This is a genomic window from Paenibacillus faecis (genome assembly GCF_008084145.1).
Lineage (GTDB): Bacteria > Bacillota > Bacilli > Paenibacillales > Paenibacillaceae > Fontibacillus > Fontibacillus faecis.
In genome coordinates, this window is the sequence record NZ_VSDO01000005.1 from 375,973 (window position 1) to 400,617 (window position 24,645).

Genomic DNA, 24,645 nt, shown 5'->3' on the forward strand with positions numbered 1-24,645 from the left:
AATTATGGATGACGTAAGGAATACGGATAACAGACGGAAATACGGATGACGTACGGAGCATGGATAACGGATGAATCACAGATTGCATGCGGGGTTACGAATAACGGAATTACGAAATCACGGAGGTAGCGGATGTGAAATTGAAGAGATCCGGCTGGATGGTCTTCCTGAATGTGTTAATTTACGGGATTTTGGCCGGTATGGTCATCTATGCCCTTCTCCGCCCTTTACATTACAAGCTGCAAATGGCTACCGTCGCGGTGTCGGCCATCATTGCCAGCGCGCTCGTCTGGACGGGGGGTCCCCGGAGTATCGGGGTCCGGGAGCGGGCGGAGGCGGTCGCCAAGATCGTGCTGCTCGACGATGACGGAGAACGCGTCAAGGAATGGTTCGTCAAAGGGGAAACCTCGGTCCTGATTGGCAAAAATGGCCACCGCGGCGGGGTTGATATAGATTTGTCGGACTGCGAATACGCCTCGCTTGTCAGTCCGGAGCACGCCGTTTTAAACCGCGTCGGAGACCGGTGGTATATCGAGGACACGGAATCCCACAGCGGGACGGGGCTTCGCAAGGCGGGCAGCAGTGAAACCCGGCGGCTCGTCGCCGAAGAACCGCAGGAAATCGGCACGGGAGATATGGTGTTTATCGCGAATACGCGGCTGCTAGTCAAATAATCCGGCCCAAAGCCAAAGCACGAATACATACGGAGGAATGAGTCTAAAGATGAGTTTGACGAGATGCCTAAACGGACACATGTTCAGTACGAGAAAACACGGCAACACGTGTCCTTACTGCAACACGGTGCTGGAGCAGCCTTCGCGCGGCGAGACGCGCCGGCCGCCGGCGGCCGCGGAGACGGATGACAAGACGATGCCCTATCTTGGGGAGACGACCGGGATTCAGCCGGTAACCGGCTGGCTGGTTTGTGTGGAAGGCCCGCAGATGGGCCAAGACTACCGCATCATGGCGGAAAAAAACTTTATCGGCCGCGCGGAGGAAATGCAAATCCGAATCATCGGGGATAACGCCGTATCCCGGCGCAACCACGCGGTAATCGTGTACGATCCGAAGAAACGGAATTTTTATTTGCTGCCGGGGGACGCCTCCGGCCTGGCTTACCACAACAACGAAGCGGTTTATACGCCGGTGGAGCTGAACGCCTACGATTTGATCCAGCTGGGACGAAGCAAGTTCGTGTTCGTTCCGCTGTGCGGGCCGCATTTTGAGTGGGATAACGGATAGATCGGGATGATGGGGATGGGAGATTTGAATTTTTGGCAGTCCTATGGCGTGCTTGGGGCCGCGTTGGCGCTGGTCGGTTTGCTTGTTTTGATTCGGCAAAAAGTAGCCGGCGTTGCCGCCGCTGCGCCGCGAACCCGAACGGGTGGCGCGGTGGTCGCCGAGGCGACTCCGGAATGGGAGCCGGTGAGCGGCAAAATCGCCGTCGGCAACGCCCAGACGATCGGCAGGCGCCAGGAGCAGGACGACTATTTCGCCAGCTCGATCACCCGGGTCGGGACGATGGCCGTCATCGCCGACGGAATCAGCGGCGTGGCTCACGGGCGCATGTCCAGCACCCTGGCCGTGACGATGTTCAGCCGGGAATATTTGAAGGTCACCGGGCAGGACGAGATTCCCGGCTTCTTTCAGAAAGCGGCTGTGTTAAGCAACCGGGCCATTCTGGAGCAGTTGGGCGGAGCCATCGGCGGAACGACCCTGGTCGCCGCCGTGATTTCCGAGGGCCGCCTGCACTGGGCCGCCGTCGGCGACAGCTTGTTGCTCCTGTTTCGGGACGGAGAATTCCTTCCCGTCAACTCCAAGGATACGCTGGAGCAAGTGCTCGAAGCCCGGGTGCTGGCCGGCGAAATCACGCGGGAGGAAGCAAAGGCGAACCCCATGCGCGGCCACTTGACCAATTATTTGGGCTACGGGGGCTTCAAAAGCATGGAGGTCGGCGAACCCGTTCCGCTTGAACCGGACGACATCGTCATCCTGTGCAGCGACGGAGTTTGCGACGCGCTGACGGAGGTGGAGCTGGAGCAGATTTTGCTGCAGCGGATGCCGCCGCAGGAGACGGCGGAAGAAATCATCGCCAGCGTGGAGCGCAAAGGTTACAAGCACCAGGACAATGCGACGGTGATTATCCTGGAGCAGGCCCGGTAAGGGGGCGCCAAGGGAGTGGGGAGCGCAAAGGCTACAAGCACCAGGACAACGCGACGGTGATTATTCTGGAGCAGGCCCGGTAAGGGGGCGCCAAGGGAGTGTGGAGCGCAAAGGCTACAAGCACCAGGACAACGCGACGGTGATTATTCTGGAGCAGGTCCGGTAATGAGGGCGCCAAGGGCGCGGGGCGATAGAGGAGCAAGGAGTGACGGGCTGCGCCCGGTTTTCGCTCGGATGGAGTAGCGTCAAGGGCTGCACGTGGACTGCGCGCCCCAGGGTGCAGGAAATGTGCGGACTGAGTGGGTTGCGTCCCAGGGTGCAGGAAATGTGCGGATTACCTCCTAGAGTAACCAAATAGCGCAGACTGTGTGGACTGCGTCCTAGAAGTGCCCGAGTTGCGCAGACTGCGTGGACTGTGTTCTAGGAGTACCTGAGTTGCGCAGACTGCGTGGACTGTGTCCCAGGAGTGCCCAAATTGCGCGGACTATGTGGACTGCGTCCAAAGAGTGCCCGAATTGCGCAGACTGCGTGGACCGTGTCCTAGACATCGCGGCCTGCTGTGGTTAGTAAGTACGTACGGTCGGAACGGAGTCCGCGCTAACGGACGCCATAGCTGCTAAATCGAACATTTGGAGCAAAACGGGAATCTAACGGACGTAATAGCGGCTATTTTGGCAAAACGAGGACATTCGAGCGGTAAATAGGCAAAATAGGCGCTATGGCTTCCGTTAGAATTTTCAAAAGGCGGAAATGTGCGAAATAGCAGCTATTATTTCCGTTAGCGCATAAGGGATACAGCAGACTAGCGGTAATCGGTAGTGGTGGGGAGTAAGTAAGCGTGGCTGGGTATGCGAGTAAGTGATTGTGACTGGTCGCTAACGCGAGTGCTCAATGCTCAACCGCCTGCTTCGGTCTGCGGGATCTCGACCAGTTGAGGCCTGGTGGGTGTGTGACTAGTGTGGTCTGCGGAAAGTGTGATTAGTTGAGGTGTAGCTGATGTTGACTAATTGTGGTGTAGCGGAGTGTGTGATTAGTTGTGGTGTAGCCGAAAGTGTGACTAATTGTGGTGTGAACGAGTGTGTGACTAGTTGTAGGGTGACCGAGAGTGTGACTAGTTTGTGCTGTAGCGGAGCGTGTGATTAGTTGTAATGTGGCCGGGTGTGTGACTAGTTGAGGTATTGCCGAGCGGTGACTAATTGTGGTGTAGCGGAGCGTGTGACGGGTGTAATCAGCGAGTGCGAAGGCCGAAAGTTCGCGCTAACGGACGCTATAGCTGCTAAATCGAACAATTGGAGCAAATCGGGAATCTAACGGACGTAATAGCGGCTATTTTGGCGAGATGGGGGCATTCGGGCGGTAAATAGGCAAAATAGGCGCTATGGCTTCCGTTAGAATTTTCAAAAAGCGGAAATGTGCGAAATAGCAGCTATTATTTCCGTTAGCGCATGAGGGCCGTCGGAAGACTAGCGGTAATCGGGCAGCGGTAGCGAGTAAGTGATCGTGGCTGGGTATGCGAGTAAGTGATTGTGACTGGTCGCTAACGCGAATGCTCAAACCGCCGGGTTCGGTCTCCGGGATCTCGACTAGTTGGGGCCTGGTGGGTGTGTGACTAGTTGTGGTCTGCGGAAAGTGTGATTAGTTGCGGTGTAGTGGGGTGTGTGACTAGTTGCGGTGTGGCCGCAAGTGCACGATCGTAGCCGGACGCTAACGCGAGTAAGTGACAGCTTTTTTTAAGGCGAATAAGTATCGAGGTTGTTAGGGGTTGAAGAGGGATGGACCGGCAACCAGACGGGAAACGGAGGAAGGCATGAGGAAGGAGAACAGCGACTTTAAAACCGCTTTTGTCTCCGAGGCGGGTTCTTATATTGACAACAGAGACTATTTTGCTTTCGTGGAGCTCGACGACATGGCTTGCTACGTGATCGCGGATGGGCTGGATCAGGACCGGGAGGTTAGCAGCGCGGAGATGGTGATCCGGGCGATTTTGGAGAGTTTCATGGAAAAGCCGTCGCTGTCCCGGCGAAAAATCCGGAACGATTTGGAGGCGGCCCACGAGTGGCTGAAATTCGAGAGCCGGCGCGTCCGGCTGAAGGCCAGCGTGCTCGTTATCGTCACGGATTATACGCGGATGGTATGGGCGTCGTGCGGGAATGCGCGGATGTATCATTTTCGCGGGGGGCGGCTGAATTTGCGCTCCAAGGACCAGAGCTTGACGGAGCTGCTGACCGACAGCGGCAAGCTGTCCGAGGCGGGGGCGGTCCGGCATGAGGAACGCGGCAATCTGCTGAATTATATGGGCAAGCCCGACCGGTTCGAGCCGTTTGTTTCGAAAAAGACCCCGCTCTCCGACGGGGATGTGCTGCTGCTCTGCACGCCGGGGCTTTGGAAGAAGGTCGAGATCCCGGAAATGCTGGACGCCCTGACGGCGTCGAGCGATCCCGAGACCCTGACCGATACGCTGGAAGAGGTTGTGCTGAGCCGCCAGGAAAAAACGGTGGACAATTACACGGGCGCCGCCGTTTATGTGAACAAGGCGTTCGTCGAGAAGCCGAAAAACTACAAGAAATGGGCGCTGCGGATCGCGATGATCCTGCTCTCGCTTGCGATCGCGGGCGGCGGGATCTGGTACGCCAAGGCCCGGCAGGCCGCGAAGCTGGCGGAAGCCGTCGTGCAGATGACGGAGTTCGAGCAGGACGGTGACGAGTACGCGGCCGCCGGCGATTATCCGAAGGCGCTGAAAGCCTACAGCGAAGCGAAAAACGCGGCTAGCCGGCTGAAGGACAAGCTGCATTTTCAGTTGCTGCGGAACAAGCAGAAGGTGGCGCAGGCGGTCACGGACGGCGACGGCTACGTGAAGGACGGCAGCTACGATATGGCGGTCGAAAGCTACGAGAAAGCGCTGAAGGATGCCGGGAAGTACAAGGTGTTCAAGGAGGAGCATATCCGCGAGCGCATTGCGCGCAGCGGGATGATCGCGGAGCTGGCGGTGATTTTTCAGGAGGGCGACAAGCAGCTGCAGGGCCAGGACTACAACAACGCGAAGAAAACCTACAACAAGGCCAAAACGGCGGCGATCGACGCGGGTTATGCCGAGGGGCAGAAGCAGGCGGAGGACAAGATCAAGGCCGCCCAGGAAAAGATCGACCAGTTGTATGCGGAGACGAAGACGCTGAAGGCGGACAATCTGGAGAAAAAAGGCGACCGCAGCCTGGCCGCGATGGATTACGCCGGGGCGATCGAGGCGTACACGCTGGCGCAGGAGATCTACCAGGAGATCGACAAGCTGGAGCGGGTGCTGGCCATGGAACGCAAAATCGCCAAGGCCGATGAAAAGCTGCACCCGATCGTGCCGGCGGGCGGGGACGCGGGCGGGGATACAGCCGCGGGATCCGCCGCCGGTGCGAGCAGTGCGGCCGGTGCGACCGCCGCAACCGGCGCGGCCGCGGGCGGGAGCGCGGTCGGAGGCGGGGGAAGCCCGGCGGGGAACGCCGCCGCCGGGGCTTCCGGCACCGCGGGGTCCACGACGAAGCCGGCCGGGACGTCGAAACCGGCCGGTTCCGGGGCGGCCTCCGGCGGGAAAGAGGCGGCCTCGCCGGACGCTGAGCCGGGCGCCAAGCAGGAGACGAAGCCCGGCGCGGCATCGGGCGCGGAACCGGGCGAGAAGCAGGGAGCGCAAGGCTCGACGCCCGACGCGGAGCCGGGGACAAAGTCCGGCACAGCGCCGGATTCGGCAACTGAGACGCCGGCTTCGGGCGCAGCGCCGAACGGCGCTTCGGGAGCCGGCGGGACAGCTTCGCCTCCGGGCGGCAAGGATCAAGCCGATAAGGCGGAAGGGGGGAACGCTTCATGAAGGACATCGTTTTGGACCGGCTGAACAAAATGGAGGATTTGCAGCAGCGCCGGGTGCTGCGCAGTCTGATGAACAGCGTGTTCCTCAATCTCGTGGAATACCAGGAGGAGCTGAACCGGCAATTGGAACGCCGGGTGTTTGAAGAAGTGGAGGACCACGAGAGCAAGCACGACGTCTATGTGTCCATGTGCCGAAGGGAAGAGTGGGACCCGCTGCACGAATACTTGTTTCCCGTGCTTCCGCAGGATACCGAGCCGAGGCGCATTGATCTGAAAGACGTAATCGCGGCTTTAAGTGGAGGCGCGGAGGTGCGGCTTTTTTCGTTGTTTCTGGAATGCGGGTACCCGCTGATTCAACAGCTGCTGCAGAGCGCAAAAAGCTTCCCCGGGGAGCTGCGGACGGATCGCGGAACCTATGCCATCCGGGTCCGGCTGGAACGGAACATGGATTACATTCGGGAGATCGAGAAGCTGTACCGGATCTTTTTAAGCAATGGCCTGCCCTGGAAAACGGTGAATCATCCCTATGCCTACAAATTTGTGGATGCGGTTCTGACCGGGGTGGACGGACAGCTGGCCGAAGACGAAGAAGTGCTGGAGATTTCCGTGCACCTGGAGGAATACGAGGCTTACAAAAGAACGGACCTGGTCCCGCTGTGGAACATTCAGCGATTGGAACTGAAAACGGGCGGGTTCCCCGTACCGGCGGCCGACCGGGTCAACTATGAGCATGTGCTGCCGCTGCGAAAAACCGGGACCCAGCACGGCTACCTCGTCGACGTGAACGACGATAGCATCCGGTACGTCAAGCGCGCCCCGGAGGAGCTGGTCGTAGTGTCCCCGCTGGAGAAGTCGGACGCCTGGCAGGTGCTGAAGCTGGTCGAACCGGTCGGCTCGGGGATTACGGGGCTCGTCAAGCCCGCGTATCCGCTGATGTCCAACCGTCAGCGCCTGGACTTTATCGGCAGCTACGGGCGAAAGCAGGGGCAGATCGTCCGCTCCAGGGGCGAGATCGTGCGGATGATCCACGCTTTTGACGTATCCGATTGGCTGGAGCTGACGCATGTGGAGATCCGCCCGCCGGGCGCGGCGAACCCGCTCACTTATGAGCTGAACCGGTTTATGACCGACGAAGTCCGGGTGGATAACGGCAAATGGCGGATGTGCCTCGGATTCGGCAAGCAGAACATTGGCCGGGGGCACGATTATCTGGCCGAGGATGTGATGAGCTTTCTCGTCTCCCAGGTGCAGATGTCTTTTCCCGAATATCGCTGTGAAGGAGAATGGGCTTGAATTACATTTGGGATTTGCTGGTTCAAGCGCAGGAAGCCGGGATGGACAAGAAGGGGATCCGCTTCCTCCCGGCCAAGGTCTACTCGCCTTACATGGAGCTGAGCCTGGAGGCGCTCAACGCGACGGCCGGCCAGCTTGACGTGGAGGTGGAGGTAAATCCTCATTACCGGTTCCCCGCGGTGTTCCGTGATTTGCTGGACATCAACCTGACGGAGGATGAGGAGCTCAGGCTGACTTTGTTCGATATTTTGATTCATTTTTTGGCCGAGCTGGATTTGATGCAGGGGATGAACAAACGGGAGTTTTACATCCGCTTCGTCCTGCGGGACCTGGAAGCCGGGGCTTTCGGGGAGCGGGTCAGGGAACGGATCGGCCTGTTCGACCGGGAGGAGAAGGAAGTGATCGCCGCCGCGCTGCTGCGGATGTACGACACGGGGGAGACGCTGCATCTGCTGCGGAGCACGGTGAGCCGGATTTTTCGGCGGTCGACGATTTATGTCAACAGCGAGGAAAAAGACGAAATGCTGTTCTACATCGGCCAGCGCCGCACGGAGAGAGGTCTTCGCAAGCTGGAGCTGCTGATGGAGCTGTTTTTGCCGGTCCGGTACCGCACCGAGGTGTATTGGGATTGCCATGTCGGCATCATCGGCGCCGAGGACACGATGGTTCTGGACCGGATCGCGATGTATTGAACATTTGAAGGCGTTTGAAAGTTTAGGTTGAGGAAAAGGCACCCGCCGCGGGAAAAGGAGATTGTGCACATGAGAGGATTTAAACTGTATACCGATTCCACCAGTCAAGAGCGGGTGCGCGGCGCGGTCCGTTACACGCGGGAAGCGCTGGTCGAGATGACGACCTACCAGTTGCGGAACATTTGCTACCGGGAGCGCCTCGTCGAGGGGATGAGCCAGCGGCTGGACCGCGAGGAACTGATCCGTCTCATTCTGAAATATTTGGGAGCCGACGAGCACAAGTGGATCGGCCGGGTGTGCGAAGGCGGGTTCGACCGGGTGCAGCGCATGATGAAGCGGTCGCTGCAGTCGCCGCTGCAAGGGGACGGGGGCATCTCGGTGCCCGCCCGGATCGTGATCTACCCCGGCATCGCCGTGGATCGGGCGGACGGGTACAAGGTGAAGGCGCCCGCCGGGTTCGCGGAATCGAACGTGCTGCTCGTCAACGACAACCAGGAGCTGTGCGGGATTTTTCAACTGCACAAGGATGAGGAAGGCGGCTCGGGCAGCTATTATTTGGCGGCGGACAGCGATGCTGAATGGGTGCGTACGGCCAACCGCCAGTACAGCTTGCTGTTCCTGCGGAAGCGCGAGTCCGACTACGTGTACACGACGTACTACCGGGAACAGGCGCCGCCACCCGCCCATCTGCCCTACTTCAAAATCCCGCTGGCCGACCTGGAGCTCCGCGAACTCGAGCGGACGGACGCGGTGCTGGCGATCGATTTCGGGACATCGAACACGACGGCGGGGGCTTTTTTGTACCCGGGCTATGTAAAGCATTTTTCGGGTCTTTCTTCGGACCGGCCCGACGGGCGCCTGCGCCTGAACGAGGTGAATTTCGTGCGCTTCCCCGACCCGTCTTACCGGGTGCCCGAATGGACCGAGGCGCTGCCGACGGCGATCCGCGTGGCGGACTGCTCGAACCCGGCGGCGGTGAAGTACGAGTTCGGGTACGAGGCCCTGCTCGGCATCCGGCGCGGGAGCTACAGCAGCCGGGCGTCCGTGTTCCAGGGGCTGAAGCGTTGGGTCCACGATTACGAGCGGACCGTGGAGATCATGGACGGTGAAGGGAACACGGCGACCGTGCCGCGGAGCGAGCTGATTCGCGCTTACCTGAAGTATGTGATCACCCTGGCGGAGCATCAATTCAAGTGCAAATTCAAAAAGCTGCACCTGTCCTCCCCCGTGAAGATGAAAGCCCCTTACCTGGACATGTTCAAGGAAATCCTGAAGGAATATGACATCGAGGAGACCCACGCGCTCGACGAGGGGATGGCGGTGCTGTACAACACGATCGAGGACGGGCTGGAGCGGGGCGTTTTCACGGAGGGGGCGGAATATCAGGCGCTGGTGATCGACTGCGGCGGCGGAACGACCGATCTGTCCTCCTGCCGCTTCCGGATCGAGGACGGCCATATGTCTTACAGAATTGCGCTGGATACGAGCTACGAAAACGGGGATACGCATTTTGGCGGCAACAATCTTACATACCGAATCATGCAATTTATGAAAATCGTCTTCGCCGAGTACTACACGAACGGCCGCCGCCGGGTGACGGATATCGACGACCTGATCGGGATTCCGGCCAACGATTTGTTCCGGGAAATCGACGAGCGGGGCGTCGAAGCGGTTTACGCCGAGCTGGAGCGGAGATACCGGGAGGCCGAGGCGGTGATTCCGACGGCGTTTGCCCGGTACGAAAGCCGTTCGCGGGACGAATATGTGCGGGTGCGCGGCAATTTCTTTTTCCTGTGGGAAATCGCCGGGGCGATGAAGGAAGAGTTTTTCCGCAAAACGGGGATTCTCCGAAACCGGTTCGACGCGGAGCTGAGCGGGGCGGACGACGACGATCTGCAGATTATGACGATGGAGCGCTGGTTTCTGTCGGTGTACCGGGGCGGGGAGCTTAAGGATGAATACGAGATCCCGAACGTCGTGTTCAACATCAAGGAAATCACGCAGTTGATCCAGGGCGACATTTACGAGATCGTGCGCAAGTTTCTGGACGGGTTTTACCGCAGCGGGGCGCTCGGGGATTATTCGATCATCAAGCTGACGGGGCAATCGTGCCGGATCGACGTGTTCCGGGAAGCGCTGAAGGAGTTTGTGCCGGGGCGGAGCATCGAGTTCCGTCAAAAGCCGGCCGAGGGCCGGGTGCCGGAGCTGAAGCTGGCCTGCCTGCGCGGGGCGATCCGCTACTTGAACGCCCAGAAGGAAGGCCGGATCGAGACGAGCCTGACGAGCCACGCGGCGGTCATCCCTTACTCGGTCAGCGCGTACACGCACGACCGCCGCGAGGTCGTGCTGATCAGCAGCCTGGAGCGGAGCAGCCAGGGGCTGGGCTTCATCTCGCGGCCGTATCAGACGCAGGAGGTCGAGTTCCTGCTCCGCGGCAGCCGCGGGGATTTGCGGCACCGGTTTGTGTACGCGAACCGGACCGACCGCTACGAGGCGGTCAAGTACGAGGACATCCGGGCCGTCTACGGGGACCGGATTCCGCAGGACGACACCGACTCCATCGTCAACGGGGAGACGAAGTTTTTCGTCTTCGCCGACGACAGCCAATGGGGCTTCCACGTGCTCCCGATCGCGCGCCTCGACGAAGGCCTGCACCTCGGCCGCAAAAAGCTGTTCCCGTTCGAGGGCGAGCGGTCGGGGGAGGATTTTTTTGACGGGATGAAGTAGGGCGGCGGTGGCGCCGGCTTGCTTGTAGCCGGTAGGATAGGCGCGGGGAAGTGAAGTTCGCTGCCGGTGTAGTTGCGGGTGGCAATACGGACGATGGAACCGATGAGCGGATGCTGGAAAGCTGAGACGGATGCAACCGATGCAACCGATGCAACCGATGCAACCGATGCAACCGATGCAACCGATGCAACCGATGGAGCCGACGGAGCCGACGGAACTGACGGAACTGACGGAACTGATGGAACTGACGGAGCCGATGGAACCCAAGCAACCCGAGCAACCCAAGCAACCGGTCCGGTTCTGCTGTGAGATACCTGTTTTTTTCGCTGGTGCGCTATCGCCGAAGCCCCGGAATTCTAACGGACACAGTAGCTGCTATTTCGGCATAAAACACACTTTTCGGATTCTAACGGACGCAGTAGCGCCTATTTGCCTCAGAAGCGCTCAAAACGACGGGTTTCGGTGGAAATAGCGGCTATTATCTCCATTAGAATTTTAAATCGTCCGATTTGGTGGAAATAGCGGCTATGGCTTCCGTTAGAACGGAGAGTGAAGACTGAGTTCGTCCGGTTTAGCTTCTGCGGAGCGAATTTAGATCGGATGGCAAAAACCTATGTAGTACATAAGGATTGGCTGGACTTGCGGGAACAGGGGGTGGGACGGTTTCGAGTTTCGAGAGACTCCGTCGCCGAACCTCAAAATACATATTTTCTTGGAAAATTATGAGGTTCCGTTTAAGGATCGGCTAAGCAACGTAAGGAGGATTTGGTCGATGAATATATGGTTCATAAGAACGATCGTTCGAAACATGCTGAAAAAGCCGTTTCTCCCGGCAGCCAGAGGACCTGAGGGAGAACTGCTGCTGCAAAAGTCCCGCTTCGTCCTGGTCTCCTGCCTGCTTGGGTTCCTGATCTGTGCGGCGGCACTTCCGATCTTGTTGGCGGATGAGGCGCGCGAGGAGTTTGAGGTGATAGTCTATCTGATCGCGGCGGGAGCGCTCCTGCTGTTCATTCAGGTGGTCCAGCACCTGATTTTTCGGGCCAAGGCCGGCGAGCACTGGCTCGCGGTGCGCACGCTGGGCGGCCGCCGGATGCTGAATTATGGGGAGCTGCAAAGTGTGGGGTACACCCGGTTTTTCGGCGGGCAGTTTTTGCTGCAGGGAGCTGGCGGGACCGTGCGGATTCCGGCCGGAATCCGGGGAGCGGCGGAGCTGATCGAACGGATCGGCGGCAAGATCGGAAGGGACGCCTGCGCGGAGGCGCAAGAGGCGCTGGACGAGAAGCGGACCGAAATGGAAAAGTGGACGCGGTGAGGTGGCCGGGAGAGGAGTTGAGAAGTGATGTATAACGTGTTGTGGAGAAGGTACTGGGCTATGGCGGTTGACCGCTTGGTTACCGGACTGGGTGGCGTGCTGCTCAGCTTGATCTGGTTCTCTCCCGGGCAGCTATTCTCCGAAACTTCAAATCTACTGGCACCGGGACTCCCGATGCTGCTGACGCTTGTCTGCGAGTGCGTATATTATTCGTTGATGGAATCTTCCAAATACCAGGCCACGTTAGGGAAAATGCTCCTGGGGATCGTGGTGGTCGACTGGAGTCACGAGCAGTTATCCTTCGGCCAAGCTTTCGTGAGATATCTGGGAAGGATTTTGTCCGGATTCATCTTGAGCCTCGGTTATATCATGGCCATCTTTTCGGACAAACGGCTAGCGCTGCATGACAAAATAGCGGTTTCCTATGTCGTCCACAAAGAAAAGCTCCAACTTCATAAGATCCGGGAAGAAGTGGAAGCCAAGGGCGACCTTCGGAGCGGGCGGATGACCGGCTTTAACTGGGGAGATTGATTAAGTCGGGTACATTCCCGGCAAGACGAAACTTGCGAGACGAGACAACAATTTAAAGGAGAGACAACAATGTACATTAGTTTTGGAAAAAGAGTAATCGCCTGGCTCATTGATGCACTGGTGATCCAGTTTATTTTGCAAGTATTTCTAATCGGGTTTCTGAATTTTCGTTCGTTGTACTACGACTTCCTTCTAAGCCAAAGAGACTGGATGGATGTGAATTTAGAGGAGATCGGCGGAATTTTTGAGAGCGGGTTTTTCTTCAAATTTGCGGCGGTGCTGGGGATACTCCTCTCCTGGCTCTATTATGCCGCGATGGAATCATCCAGGCTGCAGGCGACGGTAGGCAAGCTGGCCATCGGCGGGGTCGTGGTCGGTGAGATGAACGAACGGATTTCGTTCGGGAAGGCGAGCGGTCGCTTTTTCGGTAAAATCGTTTCCTCCCTCATCCTCTATATCGGCTACCTGATGGTGGCTTTCACGGAACATCGGCAAGGGCTGCACGATAAGATGGCCAAGGCGTATGTCGTGGATAAAGAGCATTTGGCCGCTTACCGGACCACCATGCAAAAGCAAATGGAGGACGTTGTAAAGGTCGGGTGAGGGGATAAGGAGGAGAGGGCTTGCGTTTGTATGCGGGTTTTTGGAAAAGATTTTGCGCGAATCTGCTGGATGGGATTCTTTGTTATGTAGCGGGGATCATCATTAATCTGTTTCTGCTGTTGCTGGAATTTAGTATCAGCAGCATTTATTATGCTGCGTTTGAACGGCTCGGGATCTCCGGGGCCTATGAATTTTACGGGCTCATCAGTCTGGTTATGCATTTCCTGTTCTTGTTCTCCTTCGGCTGGCTCTATTACGCGTTTATGGAATCGTCCACCTGCCGGGCTACATTGGGAAAAATGGCGCTGGGCATCGTGGTCGTGGACCGGCGGTTTGAGCGGGTGTCTTTTCTGCGGGCGAGCGGGCGGTATTGGGGCCGGATCGTGTCCCTTTTGACACTGTATATCGGCTTTATGATGGCGGCTTTTACGAAAAAGAAGCAGGCGCTGCATGACAAGATCGCCGGGACATATGTGGTCGATAAGCGGATGCTGGAAATCGCCGAGGCCTATGACGCTGCCCAGCGGAACCAACCGCTGCCGGGAAACGCCGGTCCAGGGGCGATAACCCCTGAGGGCTAAGGGAATCGATAGAGTTGGAAAGGAGGAAGTACCTTGTTGTATGCGGGCTTTTGGAAGCGGCTGTGCGCCTGTTTTTTGGACGGGATTGCGACGTATATCCTCTTTGTCGTCTTCGGTCTTCTGATCATCGTCATTCGAAAGCTGTTCGGGTGGTGGCCGATCACGGCCGCCCCCGTGACTTTGGAAGAGCTCCCGCCCATCCGGCTTTATTTGCAAATATTTGTGGGGTTCCTGCCTTTCATCATCTTTAAGTGGTTGTACTACGCGATCATGGAAGCTTCGACGCTCCGGTCCACATTCGGCAAAAAGATCATGGGTCTGGTGGTCGTGGACGAGCGGCTGGGGAGAGTGTCTTTTTGGCGGGCGAGCGGGCGGTATTGGGCCAGATTCCTATCCATCCTGACGGTGAGCATCGGCTACATGATGGCGGGCTTCACCGCCAAAAAGCAGGCGCTGCATGACCTGGTGACCGGTACGCTCGTGGTGAATCAATCTGTGCTGGAGTTCGGCCAGGAAGGCCCAGCCCCCCACCCGGATAGTGCCTGGTTCCAGGCGTATGAGGAACTGGTGCGGGCGCGCAGTAGCTAAATAAGTTGAATTAAAGAATTAGCAATAGGCAAGAGTGTGAAATGATTCTGGAGAAGTGTAGCGCTCGCCTTTGTGACCGGATTTCTACCTTAATAAATTTAAATAAGAAATCTGGGAGCAACAGCGATCGGAAGAACATTTCACACGGCTGCCTTACATGCAAATCAATAGTTCAACTTATATAAAATCGCGAAAGGAGGCGAGGCCGTTGTTTAGCCATCTATTCCCGAAGTTTGAAAAAGGGCGGATCCTGAAAACCGCGATGCTGGAAAACCTGCGCGACTTCCCGCGCGAGGCCCTGGATATCGCCTACCAGGACTATGCAGACGGCATTATAACCGGGGCGACGATCCGGGTCGAGCGCGACACGCTGACGATTGCCCCGGGCATCCTCAAGCACCAGGACCGGCTGTACCTGTTGAACCATTCGGTCGAGATCGCGTACCGGGCCACCGGGCGGGAAACGGCGGTCAAAGTGCGGTTTGGGGAAGGCAAGCAGGACAGCGACTGGGTGAGTCACCCTAGCGAAATCGTGCTGACCGAACCCGGGGAGTCCGGGAGCCCCGAGCTTGAACTGTGCCGCTTCAAGCTGAAGGAAGGCGCCCGGCTGCGCCAGGATTACCAGAACTTCCGCGACCTCGCCACGGAGTACAACACCGTCAACCTGCTGCACGTGCGCTTCGCGGCGGATGGAGAGAGCACGGTTTCCCCGGTGATCCTGCGGATGTTTGGGGAGGAGATGATGCGGCGGGGGGGCGGAGAAGCGCAGGATTTCTCTTTTGCCATGATGTGCTTGAACGAGGGGGCGATCCGGCGGAATGTCATTTTGCATTACATCGCAAACCGCCTCGGCACCGCGTACAAGGATTACAGCAATATCGAAATCCACAAGTACCTGTCGCGCATCCTCGACAACACCCGCGGCGGCGGCCAGCGGCTGGGGATGAGCGCTGGTGGGAGCTTGCGGATGATTGTGGATTAGGGGAACGCGCGTTGTGAACAAAAATCCGATCGTATAAAGGGGATGAGTGGAATGTCGTCTTCATTGGTTGTCGACTATAATACGCTGAAGATCGCGCCGTTTGAGATGAAGCTGTTGGAGCTAAAACTGGAGAAGAAGTTTCAGGACCATGCGCGGCTTCGTTTTACGGGAATCATCGCGGAGGAAATGGAAGAGAAGTATGTCAAGATGGCAAGCGAACAGCTTCCGGTTGAAATGTACTACACCGATCACAAGGGCAAAGTACATACGTTGTTCCATGGCTTGATTTTGAAGCTGCATGTCCGCGTAGACCGGGATGCGTATTGGCTGGAAGCGGAGGCGGTATCGCATACGTATGGGATGGATATCAAACCTCAGTATCGTTCGTATCAAAACGCCGCGATGAAGATTCCGGAAGTCATGGAGCATATTTTTAAAACCTACGAAAGAGCGAGCCTGCTCAATACTTTTACAGAGCAAAAAAAACTGGGCGGCTTTACCCTGCAATATCAAGAGACGGATTGGGAATTTCTCAAACGGTTGGCCTCGCATTATCACGCACCTCTCGTACCCTCAGTAGCCCAAAGCAGAATTTGTGTTTATTTGGGAGTGCCGGAACATCAGGATGTGGGGGAAATTCAGGCAACTCATTATCGGGTGTATAAGGACATTCTCGCCTACAAAAATATTGTCGATAACGAGCAGGCTTCCCTGACAGAGCAGGACTTCATCTGCTATGAAATCGTGACAGACCAGGTGCTGGAGCTTGGGGACATGGTGACCTTCAAGGGGAAGAAACTGCACGTAAGTGAAGTCCTGACGGAAATGCATCGGAGTATATTAACACACACCTATACCTTGCGGTCCAAGAGAGCGGCCTATCAGCGCAAATCCTATAATCGCCGAATTATTGGCGCTTCCATTCAGGGGAAGGTCAAGGATGTTGTACGGGATGAAGTCAAGGTACAGCTCGAATACGATCAAGATTGGGATACGAAGACCGCTTACTTGTTCCCATATTCCACTATGTACGCCTCTGAGGATCAGACGGGCTGGTACTGCATGCCGGAGAAAGGCGATGATGTGCGGATCTATTTCCCTGGGGCCAAAGAAGCCGAAGGCATCGCACTTAGTACGGTGCGCAAAAAGTTGCCGGCCGAGGCAATGGGGGCTGCTTCGGGGACTGGTGCGGGTGCTGGTGTAGGATCCAACACAAAAACGGTGACGAATACTGTTGTGAAAACCGAGCAGCTTCAGCCTATTGTGCACTATGACAAGGATTTGAAGGAAGATTTAATGGCAAACCCGGATACGAAGTTTATCATGACGCCTTATGGACAGCAGATTAAGTTTGAGAAGGACAAAATTACAATTATTGGGGCAGGAGGAGGGGCTTGGATTTCACTAATGAATGAAGGCACCTTAGTTTTAAACAGTAACAACAAAATCTCGCTGCATACAGGCAAGCAGATTGAAATGGCCGCGAATTCCATCGTACTGCTGGGCAATCAGATTGAGATGTCTACGAAAGACGGGCCTTCGGGGATTAAGCTGGATCAGGGGCAAATCCAGATCAAAGGTGTGGAAGTAGTTATGGAAGAGTAGGTGTTTTGGCAGAACGGAGGGTCGATATGGATAAAAAAGAAGCATGGGATCACTTTCTAAAAACTACGGTCATCCCATCACGATTAGATCAAGTGACGGCACTACATACCTATTATGGCCAAGCTATTGAGGAAATCGCCGCCGAAATAGCGGTGCAGATCGATGAAGTATGTCAGGATGCTGTGAAGCAACAAGCAGCCGGTAAAATGCAAGCCTGTACCATGATTCGTGTCTCCCTGCTCAGGACCTCATTGCTTGAAGGAGTATTTGAGTATATGTGTGAAGCTGTGGACGAACATTCTATACCTATCTTCCGCATGACGCCCTTCAGATACCAAGCGACTTGGATTTATAAATTCTATGAAGCTTGGAATAGGAACTGTGAAGACCAACTACGGGTTTATATGGGCTTACTGAAGCCATGGTTCTTTGAAAATTGGCGAAGTAGTCAGCTATTTTCTTTTCACAATTATATGGTACATGCCGTTCGATATGCTGTTCCACGTATTATGGTGCTACCGTCTTTTCAATCTCTTCAACGAGGCGAGGGTTTTGAAATGGTGGTCGGTGAGTACGGAGATCATACCATAGGAGAATCCGTATACTATTGCAATTCCATAGAACGTTCGGAAAAATCGATCAAAGCCTGGTTGGCGCGAGAGCTTCCCCATGATTATGTGCATGAACATATAACAAAGGTCGACTTGTCACAAATGAATTATGAAGGGATCAATCTCAATTATACCTGGTTACAGCAGGTTGATCTGACAGACACCTACCTAGCCCGTGCCTCCTTGCTAGGAAGTAGACTTGATGCTTGTGAGGCTCGGAATGCCGATTTTACCGGCAGTGCGATGTTTGACGCGGATTTTACAAATTCAATGTTGTCCGGTGCCCGGTTCGATGAAGTCATAGCTCCCGTAAATATCGTGAATGAAGAAGATGCCGTATATTTTGGGCTTTATCCTGTTAAGTTCACAGGGGCGGATCTGACAAATGCAAGTTTTCGCAGTGCTTACATTGCCGGGGATTTTCGTGGGGCTATTTTGGATGGGGTTGATTTTCAAGGCGCCAATCTTACGGGCAGCCGCATGCTAAAAGAGGATGAATCAAGGGTTCATCTTTCAGAAGAACAGTATTCGTCCATTATATGGTCTTGATACGGAGGGGAATCTTACCTGCCAGGAAGGAGAGGCTATGGAATTTTTCGTGTTAGAGCGCGATAAACGGTTGGATCATTTGGCCGTGGGACTCGTTTGTTCCCCACGTCTGGAGCAGGGCTACGAGGCTGCTGAGGATAATGAACTGGTTGAGGTGCATGGCGAAGGAGTCAGGGATTATGGGTGTATGCTTGAGCAGCCAACCTTGCTGGTAGCCAATGAATTGCGTAGGTTGTTGACGAAATATGACTCCCAAATGGCTTACAAAACAGTCTCCATCATGGATAAAACCTTGAACGGTTTGCAGTTAAATTACTTCTTGCTCAACATGCGGGAAGTGGAGGTTATGGCCCCCATTCCTCCAGATGACTTGAAACGAAGTAATGCAGCATTGGGGTTTAGCCTTCGGAGGGGCGATATTTCTGACTATCCCTTTTTTGGAGTGACCTATCACCGTAAAAGGTATCTTGTCGTTCGGTTGGATGTGGCCGAGCATGTTTTAAGAGCGGGCTTGTACGGGGTAGCGGTGAAACGACTTCAACTTAAGGAGTGTGATTAAATCATGGCAGATAAAGCCAAAATAACGAACCGTAATTTTCTGAAGCAGTCCGTGGTGGATGAATTAATGAATGCGGCGTGGCGAAAAACCACACTTGTAAGTCGAGGGGCGTATATCTACTGTTCGAAAGGAACTCACGAGGATATCCTGAATCAAACTGAAAAAAACGGGGTGTTTTTGAATGGAAACCCCATCATGACAGTGAAAGATTGCAAGGTTTCGCCATCGGAGAGTGAGGAGCTTGCTGGAGTCCCTTATCGTGAACCAAAGCCGGAAGTAGAGGGAAATTTGCACTCCTTCGGGTATTGCCGGTCGGAATTTCATCCCTTAAAAGTCGGAAATGTAGGGGTACCGTATAAACCGAAAATGCAGGACTATGACCCCGACACCGGTGTGACTAAGGAAGGAGACGAAAATCGGTTATATCCGTGCGTTCCTATCATTATGCCAAAGATATTTTTTAGCCCGTTTGGCTTAGATATTGCGGGAGGAGAATGGGAGAACGGACACGAGAAAATAAAAATCAATGGCGTGCCCGCATTGACAAGCAAGTCCTGCCTAAGATGCCTCTATGGGGGCGAAATCAAATTGTTGAGCAACGGGATGGAACCTGTACCTGGCGAATTAATGGACCAGCGGGGTTAAGGATCAAGGAGAAGAAAGAGGGTGAATACCTATGTCCCAAGCTGAACAAGAAGTGTATCAAGGGGCCGGATTTCATATCCAATTTCCCTATCCCATTACGGCAGTCCGCAATCTTCACGTAGATCGCCAATTTAATGAGCACACCCAATGCAATTTATCCATTGTTATGACTGAAGAACATGCGATGGCGTGTTTGGAAAAGGGGAGCATGCGGGATACGGTTCATATTCGCAGAGAAACCCCGGAGGGGACCGAGTATTGGTTCTCGGGTGGAATAGCGGCAGTCGATATGGATGTGGAAGATGGGATATGGCATGTTTCCGTTAGGGCAATTTCACGTACATATGATATGGACCATCAACGGATGAGTCGATCCTATCAAAATAAAAATTTAACGTATACCTCCTTGATCAAACAACTCGTTGCTCCTTATAAAGACGGGGATGCGATGAACGAGGCTACCGAACCTGATGCAACGATCGGAAAGCTCCTTGTCCAGTACCAGGAAACCGACTGGCAGTTTATGAAGCGTGTGGCTTCCTTGGTAGGTACGGTCATTCTTCCGGACGTGGTATTGGACGCTCCCAGGGTATATTTTGGCGTCCCCGACTTTTCGTGGGGGAAGCAGCTCCATGTGTACCGATACACCATGACCCAGGATCGGGAGCTTTATTTACAGACCCACGTGGGTTACAGTGATACACGAACCAATTCCGCCGATTACGTCAGCTACGAAGTAACGAGCCGTCAATATGTCCAGGTCGGAGATAACGTTTCTTTTAAAGGCCAAATGTGGGTAGTTTATAGTGCGGATATGCGTTATGACCAAGGCATTGTGACGTATGCGTACAAACTTGTACAACGGTCGGGAATACGCAGCCGGGTCCAGCAAAACCATCGTATACAAGGGGTATCTTTAGGTGGAAAAGTCATTAGCCGCGCCAACAATATGGTGAAGGTCCATCTGGATATCGACGAAGAACATGATAACGGTGGGAACTGGTGGTTTCCGTATTCATCAGAGGGGAACAATATGTTTCACGCCTTACCGGAGGAAGGCGCACGGATTAACGTCTATTTTCCCGGCGGCGAAGAGAAGAAGGCGATTGCGATTAATGCAGTCCGAGGACGCCACGAGGAAATGAAAGGACGCACTGTATTTCAAAAGCCCACCACAAAAGTGTTCCATGTACCGGGCAATGCCAAGATGGAACTCGGAGAAGATGGCGTATTGTTCGAAAAGAATACGGTACGACTTCATTTGAATGCCGATGATATTACCCTGGAATCGGATGAGAACATATTAATCGTGGCGGCCAATGACCTGGAGCTCGGCAGTAAGGATAGGATGCCGGATTATATTAAAATGTGCGCGGACTCTATCATTTCAGTTTATGCAGGTAACCAAATGATTGAGGTAATGGAGCATAAGACCAAGATCCGGGCCCCGGAAATTAATATGAATATCACTCCAATGAGCCTGCTTGATATGCTGAATGAACAGGATATTGAAGATTTGTATGTTGACTCGCTGATGTCAGATGAACTGAAACGATATATGGAGGAGAAAAAGGAAAAGGAGAGAAACGGATGGACGGTAGCCAAAGAAGTCTTTGAGTACGTTCCGGGATTAATCGATTACGCATTAGGTATGCCGGAGCCTCCTGAACCTGAGCCAAGTCAAGAGGAAGTAGATGGGGTAAGGGAACGGATAAGGCAGCGAATCCGTCAAGAGCCGGGAAGCAGAGAGACCTCCACCACTTGGGTAGCCAAGCAAAGTAAAGAGGCCTTATCTTTTCACTATGAGGTGATTCATCGGGAGAAACCCGTGGAGGAAAAGAAAAAGTCAAAGAAAGAAAAGGAAAAAGAGCGGGAAGATTATGATGACTTTTACAAATCCTATGTGGAGCAACAGACCCAAATTGTGGAGCAACAGGCACGAATTGTGGAGCAACAGGCACGAATCAATGATCCGGAATGGATGGAGGGCCTGACTAATCAGAACTCAATTCAAGCGTTACAGGAAGAAACGTCGATGCTGCGAGCCATTGGACGAGAGCGAGAAAGACAAGCGGAGAGAATCGCAGAGAGACAAGCAGAAATGAAATCCGGTACGGCAAGCCTTGGCGAGCAATTGATGACAGCCATGTCGGACTGGTATAATCTGGAGTATGTGGTTCCCAAAAAACCGGATTATTTAAGTAAAGACCAGAGCAAGCCGATTTATTATTCCCGCTATTTCATCGAGCAGTTCATCATTAGTCCGCAGAAGACAGAAGCGAAATGGAACATGGTCTTTGGAGCAATTGCGGTGCTTATAACAGCTATTCCCTCAGGAGGCACATCAATTTACCTGTTTGTAGTTTTGAACGGGGCTTGGGGGATCGGTCAAATGGCCGTCAGCTCCATGAAGTTGCAGGAATTGGAAAACGGGGAATATAACACACCAGGTCTGGATAGAGCCCAGAAACTTTTGGATACGACAGGGGACGCTTTAGCGGTCATTGACCTTGCATTTATAGCGAAGTCAGTAGGACGGCACGTAATGAACCTAACGGTGGAATCAACAAGAAACGAAATGTTGCGAAATATCAAGAATCCAGCAGTCAGAGCAGGCTTGGACAAGGTGGGCACAAAGCTGGAACAGGCCCATAGTATTATGGACGACATGAAGTCAAGCTTCAACCCAGCCAATTTTGGACGAAGCGGCCTAGAATTAGCCGGGACAGGCGGTCGTGTTACCAGCCAGCTTGTCGATGGGCCGCAGGTTTGGTTTAGTAGTGGGAGTGGGGGGACGAGTAATTTTACAAAATCGGAGTTTGATAAAGCTGTTGACAAGGCAATGGAAGATGCAGTTGACAGGTTACCGCCTTACACTAGGAAGCCTGTAGAACCTAAAAAATATAAGAAGAAAATAGAAAATGATGACGGAACAGTCACATATATCATTGACAAAGGTGGTAAAGAAATAAAGGTAAAATATGACCAAGATGGACATGCGATTTTCAACTCTCAATTCGATACAACTCTACCTAAAAGCCTCTATTTAGCTGGAGATTCCGAGCAGTTTAGCTATTTATCAAAACAACTTTATGAAAAAGCAATGAAGGATCCAGAATTAAAGAAAAAATTCACAGAAGCGGAACTTGAACTTTTTAGAAAAGGTGAAAAACCAGATAGATTTACTTGGCATCACCATCAAGATCCTGGAAAAATGCAATTAGTTGATTATACTGAACACTTGGCTTCACATACTGGAGGAAGAGCTTACTGGGGTGGAGGCAAAGAAGCAAGAAGTGGGAAACTAAAAAGACAAATAATAAGTGAATTAAAGGAGAGACTGAATTGGGAGTAACATGGAAACGAGTGGTGGGACAAATTAATGATGCGGTTATTGGAAAAGTAGAAAAAACTTATAATATTGCATTTCCGAAAGATTTTAAGGAATGTGTTTTTCAAAATAATGGAGGTCACCCTTCACCAAATATCTTTTATTATAAAGATGGCGGCGAGGGGGTTATAGACCACTTGCTAAGTTTTACTAGTGATCCTAATATTGTTGTTATTTATGAATTTATTCGAGATGAAATACCATTAGGAATATTTCCATTTGCAACTGATCCTTTTGGTAATCAGATTTGTTTTGATTTTAGAAAAAATAAAGAGAAGCCAACGATTGTTTTTTATGATCATGAGGAAGTTGATGAATATAGTATAATAGAAATATGTGATTCATTTTCTGAGCTTTTGGATAGTTTACATTAGTCGATGAAGAAATTAATAAATAATATAAAAAAGGTGATCATTAATGGGGAAATTTGAAATTGAAAGTACTTTTTCATCAACTACTGCAGAAAAATTAGTAAAGTTTGAGAAGAAGTATGATTTGATTTTACCGGATGATTATAAACAATTTTTATTAATAAACAATGGTGGAAAAACAGGGCCTAAAAGAAGATTTCTTACTAATGATCCCACAAAAGAAGGTGAAGTAGAGTCATCGATTCTATTCTTCTTTCCACTTACAGATGAAACAACATCTAATCTCGAGAATATCTATCTACTATATACAAAAAGTAATGTCATTAAAAATTTATTCTTACCAATTGGAGAGACTCCAAGAAAAAATATCGTATGTATGGCGGTAAAGGGTGAGAATAAAGGGTCTGTTTTCCATTTTGATTTGGGATATGATGATTATATTAAAAAGGGAATTGAACTAGAATCAGAGTTTATAAGATTTATTGCAAGTAGTTTTACTGAATTTATTGATGGGTTATTTATTGCAAATCAGTAAGTTCCAAATGAATGTGACAAATACAAAGCATTAGCTTCAAACTAAATCGAATTGAATATTGAAGACAGGGTGATAGTTGGTAAAACGGCTATCATCTTTTTATTAGCCTATTTAAGATAACAACTCAGAATGTTATATTCCCTAATTTATATTCAAATTGGAAATGGGATGTACCAAAGAGTCTGCCCACATTTGGTCATGCATACTCTACAAATATCAGAAGTTGGAAAACAAGGACCGGGAGTTTATCACATAGAATTGTCCAGTAATGTTGGAGGGATATCATTCCTGAGAACAAGAGAAAAGGTTCCAGCAGATAGAGCAATTATTGTTAGAGAGGACAACAGTATAACAAGTGCATATCCATACAATAGTAGCCATCCTACAAAGCCAGAAAGGTGATAAAATGAACAAATATCCGATAGGAATTACACCAGAGGCAAGAATTAATCTTATCGAAAAATTTGATTTATCAGATGCACATTACATTGACTGGGAAATTATAGTTGCAGATCCTTCTAGACTTCAAGAATTTATTCATGGTTATAGATCTAATAATTGGAGTGTAGATGAAAAGTACGCTCTTATGGCTATTATTGTGGCTTCATATGAAGAAGCACTTAAAAAAAAAGGGAAGAAGAAACTATTTGGAATGAGATTCGTAGTATCCTAATAACTGATTTGGAAATTCATGTGGAGACTATAATTACTTGGTCATTAAAAGAAGAGGAATATACTCAGGAAGAGATTGACGAAGGTGATGGCTTTCTCATAACAAAGCGTATGATAGAAGTTTATGATTTTTGTAACATTCAAGCTCTTGTAGATAAAAATCGCTGGAACTCATTTGATACCTAGTCATGAAGAAAAAATCTTGGTAGTTATCTAGTGCAGATTGAACATAGCGTATAGTTAAAGTTGTTGCAATTTATAAAAAATGTAAATCCGATCACTATGTAAGGGTAAAATTGTACAACAACGCCACAATGCGAGCTTCACCGCCGTGTTGTGGTTTATTTATTTTCGCCGCAATAAACTAAACAATACAAGCATGCAAG

The 24,645-nt window shown here is 52.4% G+C and carries 21 protein-coding genes; all 21 read left to right on the plus strand.

The features are described 5' to 3' along the window. Positions 1–134: 134 nt before the first annotated feature. The 21 genes from FRY98_RS23300 to FRY98_RS23405 all read left to right on the plus strand — a co-directional run bounded on the left by FRY98_RS23300 (position 135) and on the right by FRY98_RS23405 (position 24,260). Entirely contained in the window at positions 135–674 is a 540-nt protein-coding gene (locus tag FRY98_RS23300; RefSeq protein WP_225039813.1) for an FHA domain-containing protein, read from the plus strand. A 49-nt stretch (positions 675–723) separates the two neighbouring features. Then, the gene (locus FRY98_RS23305) at positions 724–1,242 is read left to right on the plus strand and encodes an FHA domain-containing protein (protein WP_148456642.1); all 519 of its coding nucleotides are present in this window, start codon (positions 724–726) and stop codon (positions 1,240–1,242) included. A 15-nt stretch (positions 1,243–1,257) separates the two neighbouring features. Next, positions 1,258–2,163: a PP2C family protein-serine/threonine phosphatase gene (locus FRY98_RS23310; RefSeq protein ID WP_148456644.1), complete on the plus strand. Its 906-nt coding sequence runs from the start codon at positions 1,258–1,260 to the stop codon at positions 2,161–2,163. A 1,807-nt stretch (positions 2,164–3,970) separates the two neighbouring features. Further along, positions 3,971–6,013 carry a serine/threonine protein phosphatase gene (locus FRY98_RS23315; RefSeq protein WP_148456646.1) on the plus strand — a complete coding sequence of 681 codons (2,043 nt, stop codon included), beginning with the start codon at positions 3,971–3,973 and terminating at the stop codon, positions 6,011–6,013. Beyond that, positions 6,010–7,305 (plus strand): normocyte-binding protein, encoded by a 1,296-nt coding sequence (locus FRY98_RS23320; protein ID WP_148456648.1) that lies wholly within the window; start codon positions 6,010–6,012, stop codon positions 7,303–7,305. Before FRY98_RS23315 ends, FRY98_RS23320 begins: the two co-directional genes overlap by 4 nt. Beyond that, on the plus strand, positions 7,296–7,997 hold the full coding sequence (locus FRY98_RS23325) for an iron-dependent peroxidase (RefSeq protein ID WP_148456650.1): 702 nt from the start codon (positions 7,296–7,298) through the stop codon (positions 7,995–7,997). Before FRY98_RS23320 ends, FRY98_RS23325 begins: the two co-directional genes overlap by 10 nt. A 69-nt stretch (positions 7,998–8,066) precedes the next feature. Continuing rightward, the gene (locus FRY98_RS23330) at positions 8,067–10,724 is read left to right on the plus strand and encodes an acetate and sugar kinases/Hsc70/actin family protein (protein WP_148456653.1); all 2,658 of its coding nucleotides are present in this window, start codon (positions 8,067–8,069) and stop codon (positions 10,722–10,724) included. 772 nt (positions 10,725–11,496) lie between these two features. Continuing rightward, positions 11,497–12,036, plus strand: a complete 540-nt coding sequence (locus tag FRY98_RS23340; protein WP_148456657.1) for a hypothetical protein — start codon at positions 11,497–11,499, stop codon at positions 12,034–12,036. Positions 12,037–12,063: 27 nt separating this feature from the next. After that, the gene (locus tag FRY98_RS23345; RefSeq protein WP_148456658.1) at positions 12,064–12,567 is read left to right on the plus strand and encodes an RDD family protein; all 504 of its coding nucleotides are present in this window, start codon (positions 12,064–12,066) and stop codon (positions 12,565–12,567) included. Positions 12,568–12,636: 69 nt separating this feature from the next. Continuing rightward, the gene (locus FRY98_RS23350; RefSeq protein ID WP_148456660.1) at positions 12,637–13,170 is read left to right on the plus strand and encodes an RDD family protein; all 534 of its coding nucleotides are present in this window, start codon (positions 12,637–12,639) and stop codon (positions 13,168–13,170) included. A gap of 20 nt (positions 13,171–13,190) precedes the next feature. Beyond that, positions 13,191–13,751, plus strand: coding sequence for an RDD family protein (locus tag FRY98_RS23355; RefSeq protein WP_225039808.1), 561 nt, complete (start codon positions 13,191–13,193; stop codon positions 13,749–13,751). A 33-nt stretch (positions 13,752–13,784) separates the two neighbouring features. Then, positions 13,785–14,339, plus strand: coding sequence for an RDD family protein (locus FRY98_RS23360; RefSeq protein WP_148456662.1), 555 nt, complete (start codon positions 13,785–13,787; stop codon positions 14,337–14,339). A gap of 208 nt (positions 14,340–14,547) precedes the next feature. Beyond that, positions 14,548–15,321 (plus strand): DNA and RNA helicase, encoded by a 774-nt coding sequence (locus FRY98_RS23365; protein WP_148456664.1) that lies wholly within the window; start codon positions 14,548–14,550, stop codon positions 15,319–15,321. Between the two features lie 51 nt (positions 15,322–15,372). After that, the gene (locus FRY98_RS23370) at positions 15,373–16,926 is read left to right on the plus strand and encodes a contractile injection system protein, VgrG/Pvc8 family (RefSeq protein WP_170287162.1); all 1,554 of its coding nucleotides are present in this window, start codon (positions 15,373–15,375) and stop codon (positions 16,924–16,926) included. A 26-nt stretch (positions 16,927–16,952) separates the two neighbouring features. Continuing rightward, positions 16,953–18,086, plus strand: coding sequence for a pentapeptide repeat-containing protein (locus tag FRY98_RS23375; protein ID WP_148456668.1), 1,134 nt, complete (start codon positions 16,953–16,955; stop codon positions 18,084–18,086). Positions 18,087–18,123: 37 nt separating this feature from the next. Further along, the gene (locus tag FRY98_RS23380; RefSeq protein ID WP_148456670.1) at positions 18,124–18,645 is read left to right on the plus strand and encodes a hypothetical protein; all 522 of its coding nucleotides are present in this window, start codon (positions 18,124–18,126) and stop codon (positions 18,643–18,645) included. Between the two features lie 3 nt (positions 18,646–18,648). Further along, on the plus strand, positions 18,649–19,290 hold the full coding sequence (locus FRY98_RS23385; protein ID WP_148456672.1) for a DUF4280 domain-containing protein: 642 nt from the start codon (positions 18,649–18,651) through the stop codon (positions 19,288–19,290). Positions 19,291–19,321: 31 nt separating this feature from the next. Continuing rightward, positions 19,322–22,645, plus strand: coding sequence for an HNH endonuclease (locus FRY98_RS23390; protein ID WP_148456674.1), 3,324 nt, complete (start codon positions 19,322–19,324; stop codon positions 22,643–22,645). Continuing rightward, positions 22,636–23,055, plus strand: a complete 420-nt coding sequence (locus tag FRY98_RS23395) for an SMI1/KNR4 family protein (RefSeq protein ID WP_148456675.1) — start codon at positions 22,636–22,638, stop codon at positions 23,053–23,055. The genes FRY98_RS23390 and FRY98_RS23395 overlap by 10 nt, the downstream gene beginning before the upstream one ends. 43 nt (positions 23,056–23,098) lie before the next feature. Then, positions 23,099–23,587, plus strand: a complete 489-nt coding sequence (locus tag FRY98_RS23400; RefSeq protein ID WP_148456677.1) for an SMI1/KNR4 family protein — start codon at positions 23,099–23,101, stop codon at positions 23,585–23,587. A 406-nt stretch (positions 23,588–23,993) separates the two neighbouring features. Further along, on the plus strand, positions 23,994–24,260 hold the full coding sequence (locus tag FRY98_RS23405) for a hypothetical protein (RefSeq protein ID WP_148456679.1): 267 nt from the start codon (positions 23,994–23,996) through the stop codon (positions 24,258–24,260). Positions 24,261–24,645 lie beyond the last annotated feature (385 nt).

What these genes read in the sequence shown, in the direction of transcription:
- FRY98_RS23400 (WP_148456677.1), top strand. Translation starts at nt 23,099, where the DNA reads ATGGGGAAATTTGAAATTGAAAGTACTTTTTCATCAACTACTGCAGAA.
- FRY98_RS23340 (WP_148456657.1), top strand. Translation starts at nt 11,497, where the DNA reads ATGAATATATGGTTCATAAGAACGATCGTTCGAAACATGCTGAAAAAG.
- FRY98_RS23325 (WP_148456650.1), top strand. Translation starts at nt 7,296, where the DNA reads ATGGGCTTGAATTACATTTGGGATTTGCTGGTTCAAGCGCAGGAAGCC.
- FRY98_RS23380 (WP_148456670.1), top strand. Translation starts at nt 18,124, where the DNA reads ATGGAATTTTTCGTGTTAGAGCGCGATAAACGGTTGGATCATTTGGCC.
- FRY98_RS23350 (WP_148456660.1), top strand. Translation starts at nt 12,637, where the DNA reads ATGTACATTAGTTTTGGAAAAAGAGTAATCGCCTGGCTCATTGATGCA.
- FRY98_RS23405 (WP_148456679.1), top strand. Translation starts at nt 23,994, where the DNA reads ATGAACAAATATCCGATAGGAATTACACCAGAGGCAAGAATTAATCTT.
- FRY98_RS23390 (WP_148456674.1), top strand. Translation starts at nt 19,322, where the DNA reads ATGTCCCAAGCTGAACAAGAAGTGTATCAAGGGGCCGGATTTCATATC.
- FRY98_RS23385 (WP_148456672.1), top strand. Translation starts at nt 18,649, where the DNA reads ATGGCAGATAAAGCCAAAATAACGAACCGTAATTTTCTGAAGCAGTCC.
- FRY98_RS23345 (WP_148456658.1), top strand. Translation starts at nt 12,064, where the DNA reads ATGTATAACGTGTTGTGGAGAAGGTACTGGGCTATGGCGGTTGACCGC.
- FRY98_RS23370 (WP_170287162.1), top strand. Translation starts at nt 15,373, where the DNA reads ATGTCGTCTTCATTGGTTGTCGACTATAATACGCTGAAGATCGCGCCG.
- FRY98_RS23375 (WP_148456668.1), top strand. Translation starts at nt 16,953, where the DNA reads ATGGATAAAAAAGAAGCATGGGATCACTTTCTAAAAACTACGGTCATC.
- FRY98_RS23330 (WP_148456653.1), top strand. Translation starts at nt 8,067, where the DNA reads ATGAGAGGATTTAAACTGTATACCGATTCCACCAGTCAAGAGCGGGTG.
- FRY98_RS23310 (WP_148456644.1), top strand. Translation starts at nt 1,258, where the DNA reads ATGGGAGATTTGAATTTTTGGCAGTCCTATGGCGTGCTTGGGGCCGCG.
- FRY98_RS23315 (WP_148456646.1), top strand. Translation starts at nt 3,971, where the DNA reads ATGAGGAAGGAGAACAGCGACTTTAAAACCGCTTTTGTCTCCGAGGCG.
- FRY98_RS23305 (WP_148456642.1), top strand. Translation starts at nt 724, where the DNA reads ATGAGTTTGACGAGATGCCTAAACGGACACATGTTCAGTACGAGAAAA.
- FRY98_RS23320 (WP_148456648.1), top strand. Translation starts at nt 6,010, where the DNA reads ATGAAGGACATCGTTTTGGACCGGCTGAACAAAATGGAGGATTTGCAG.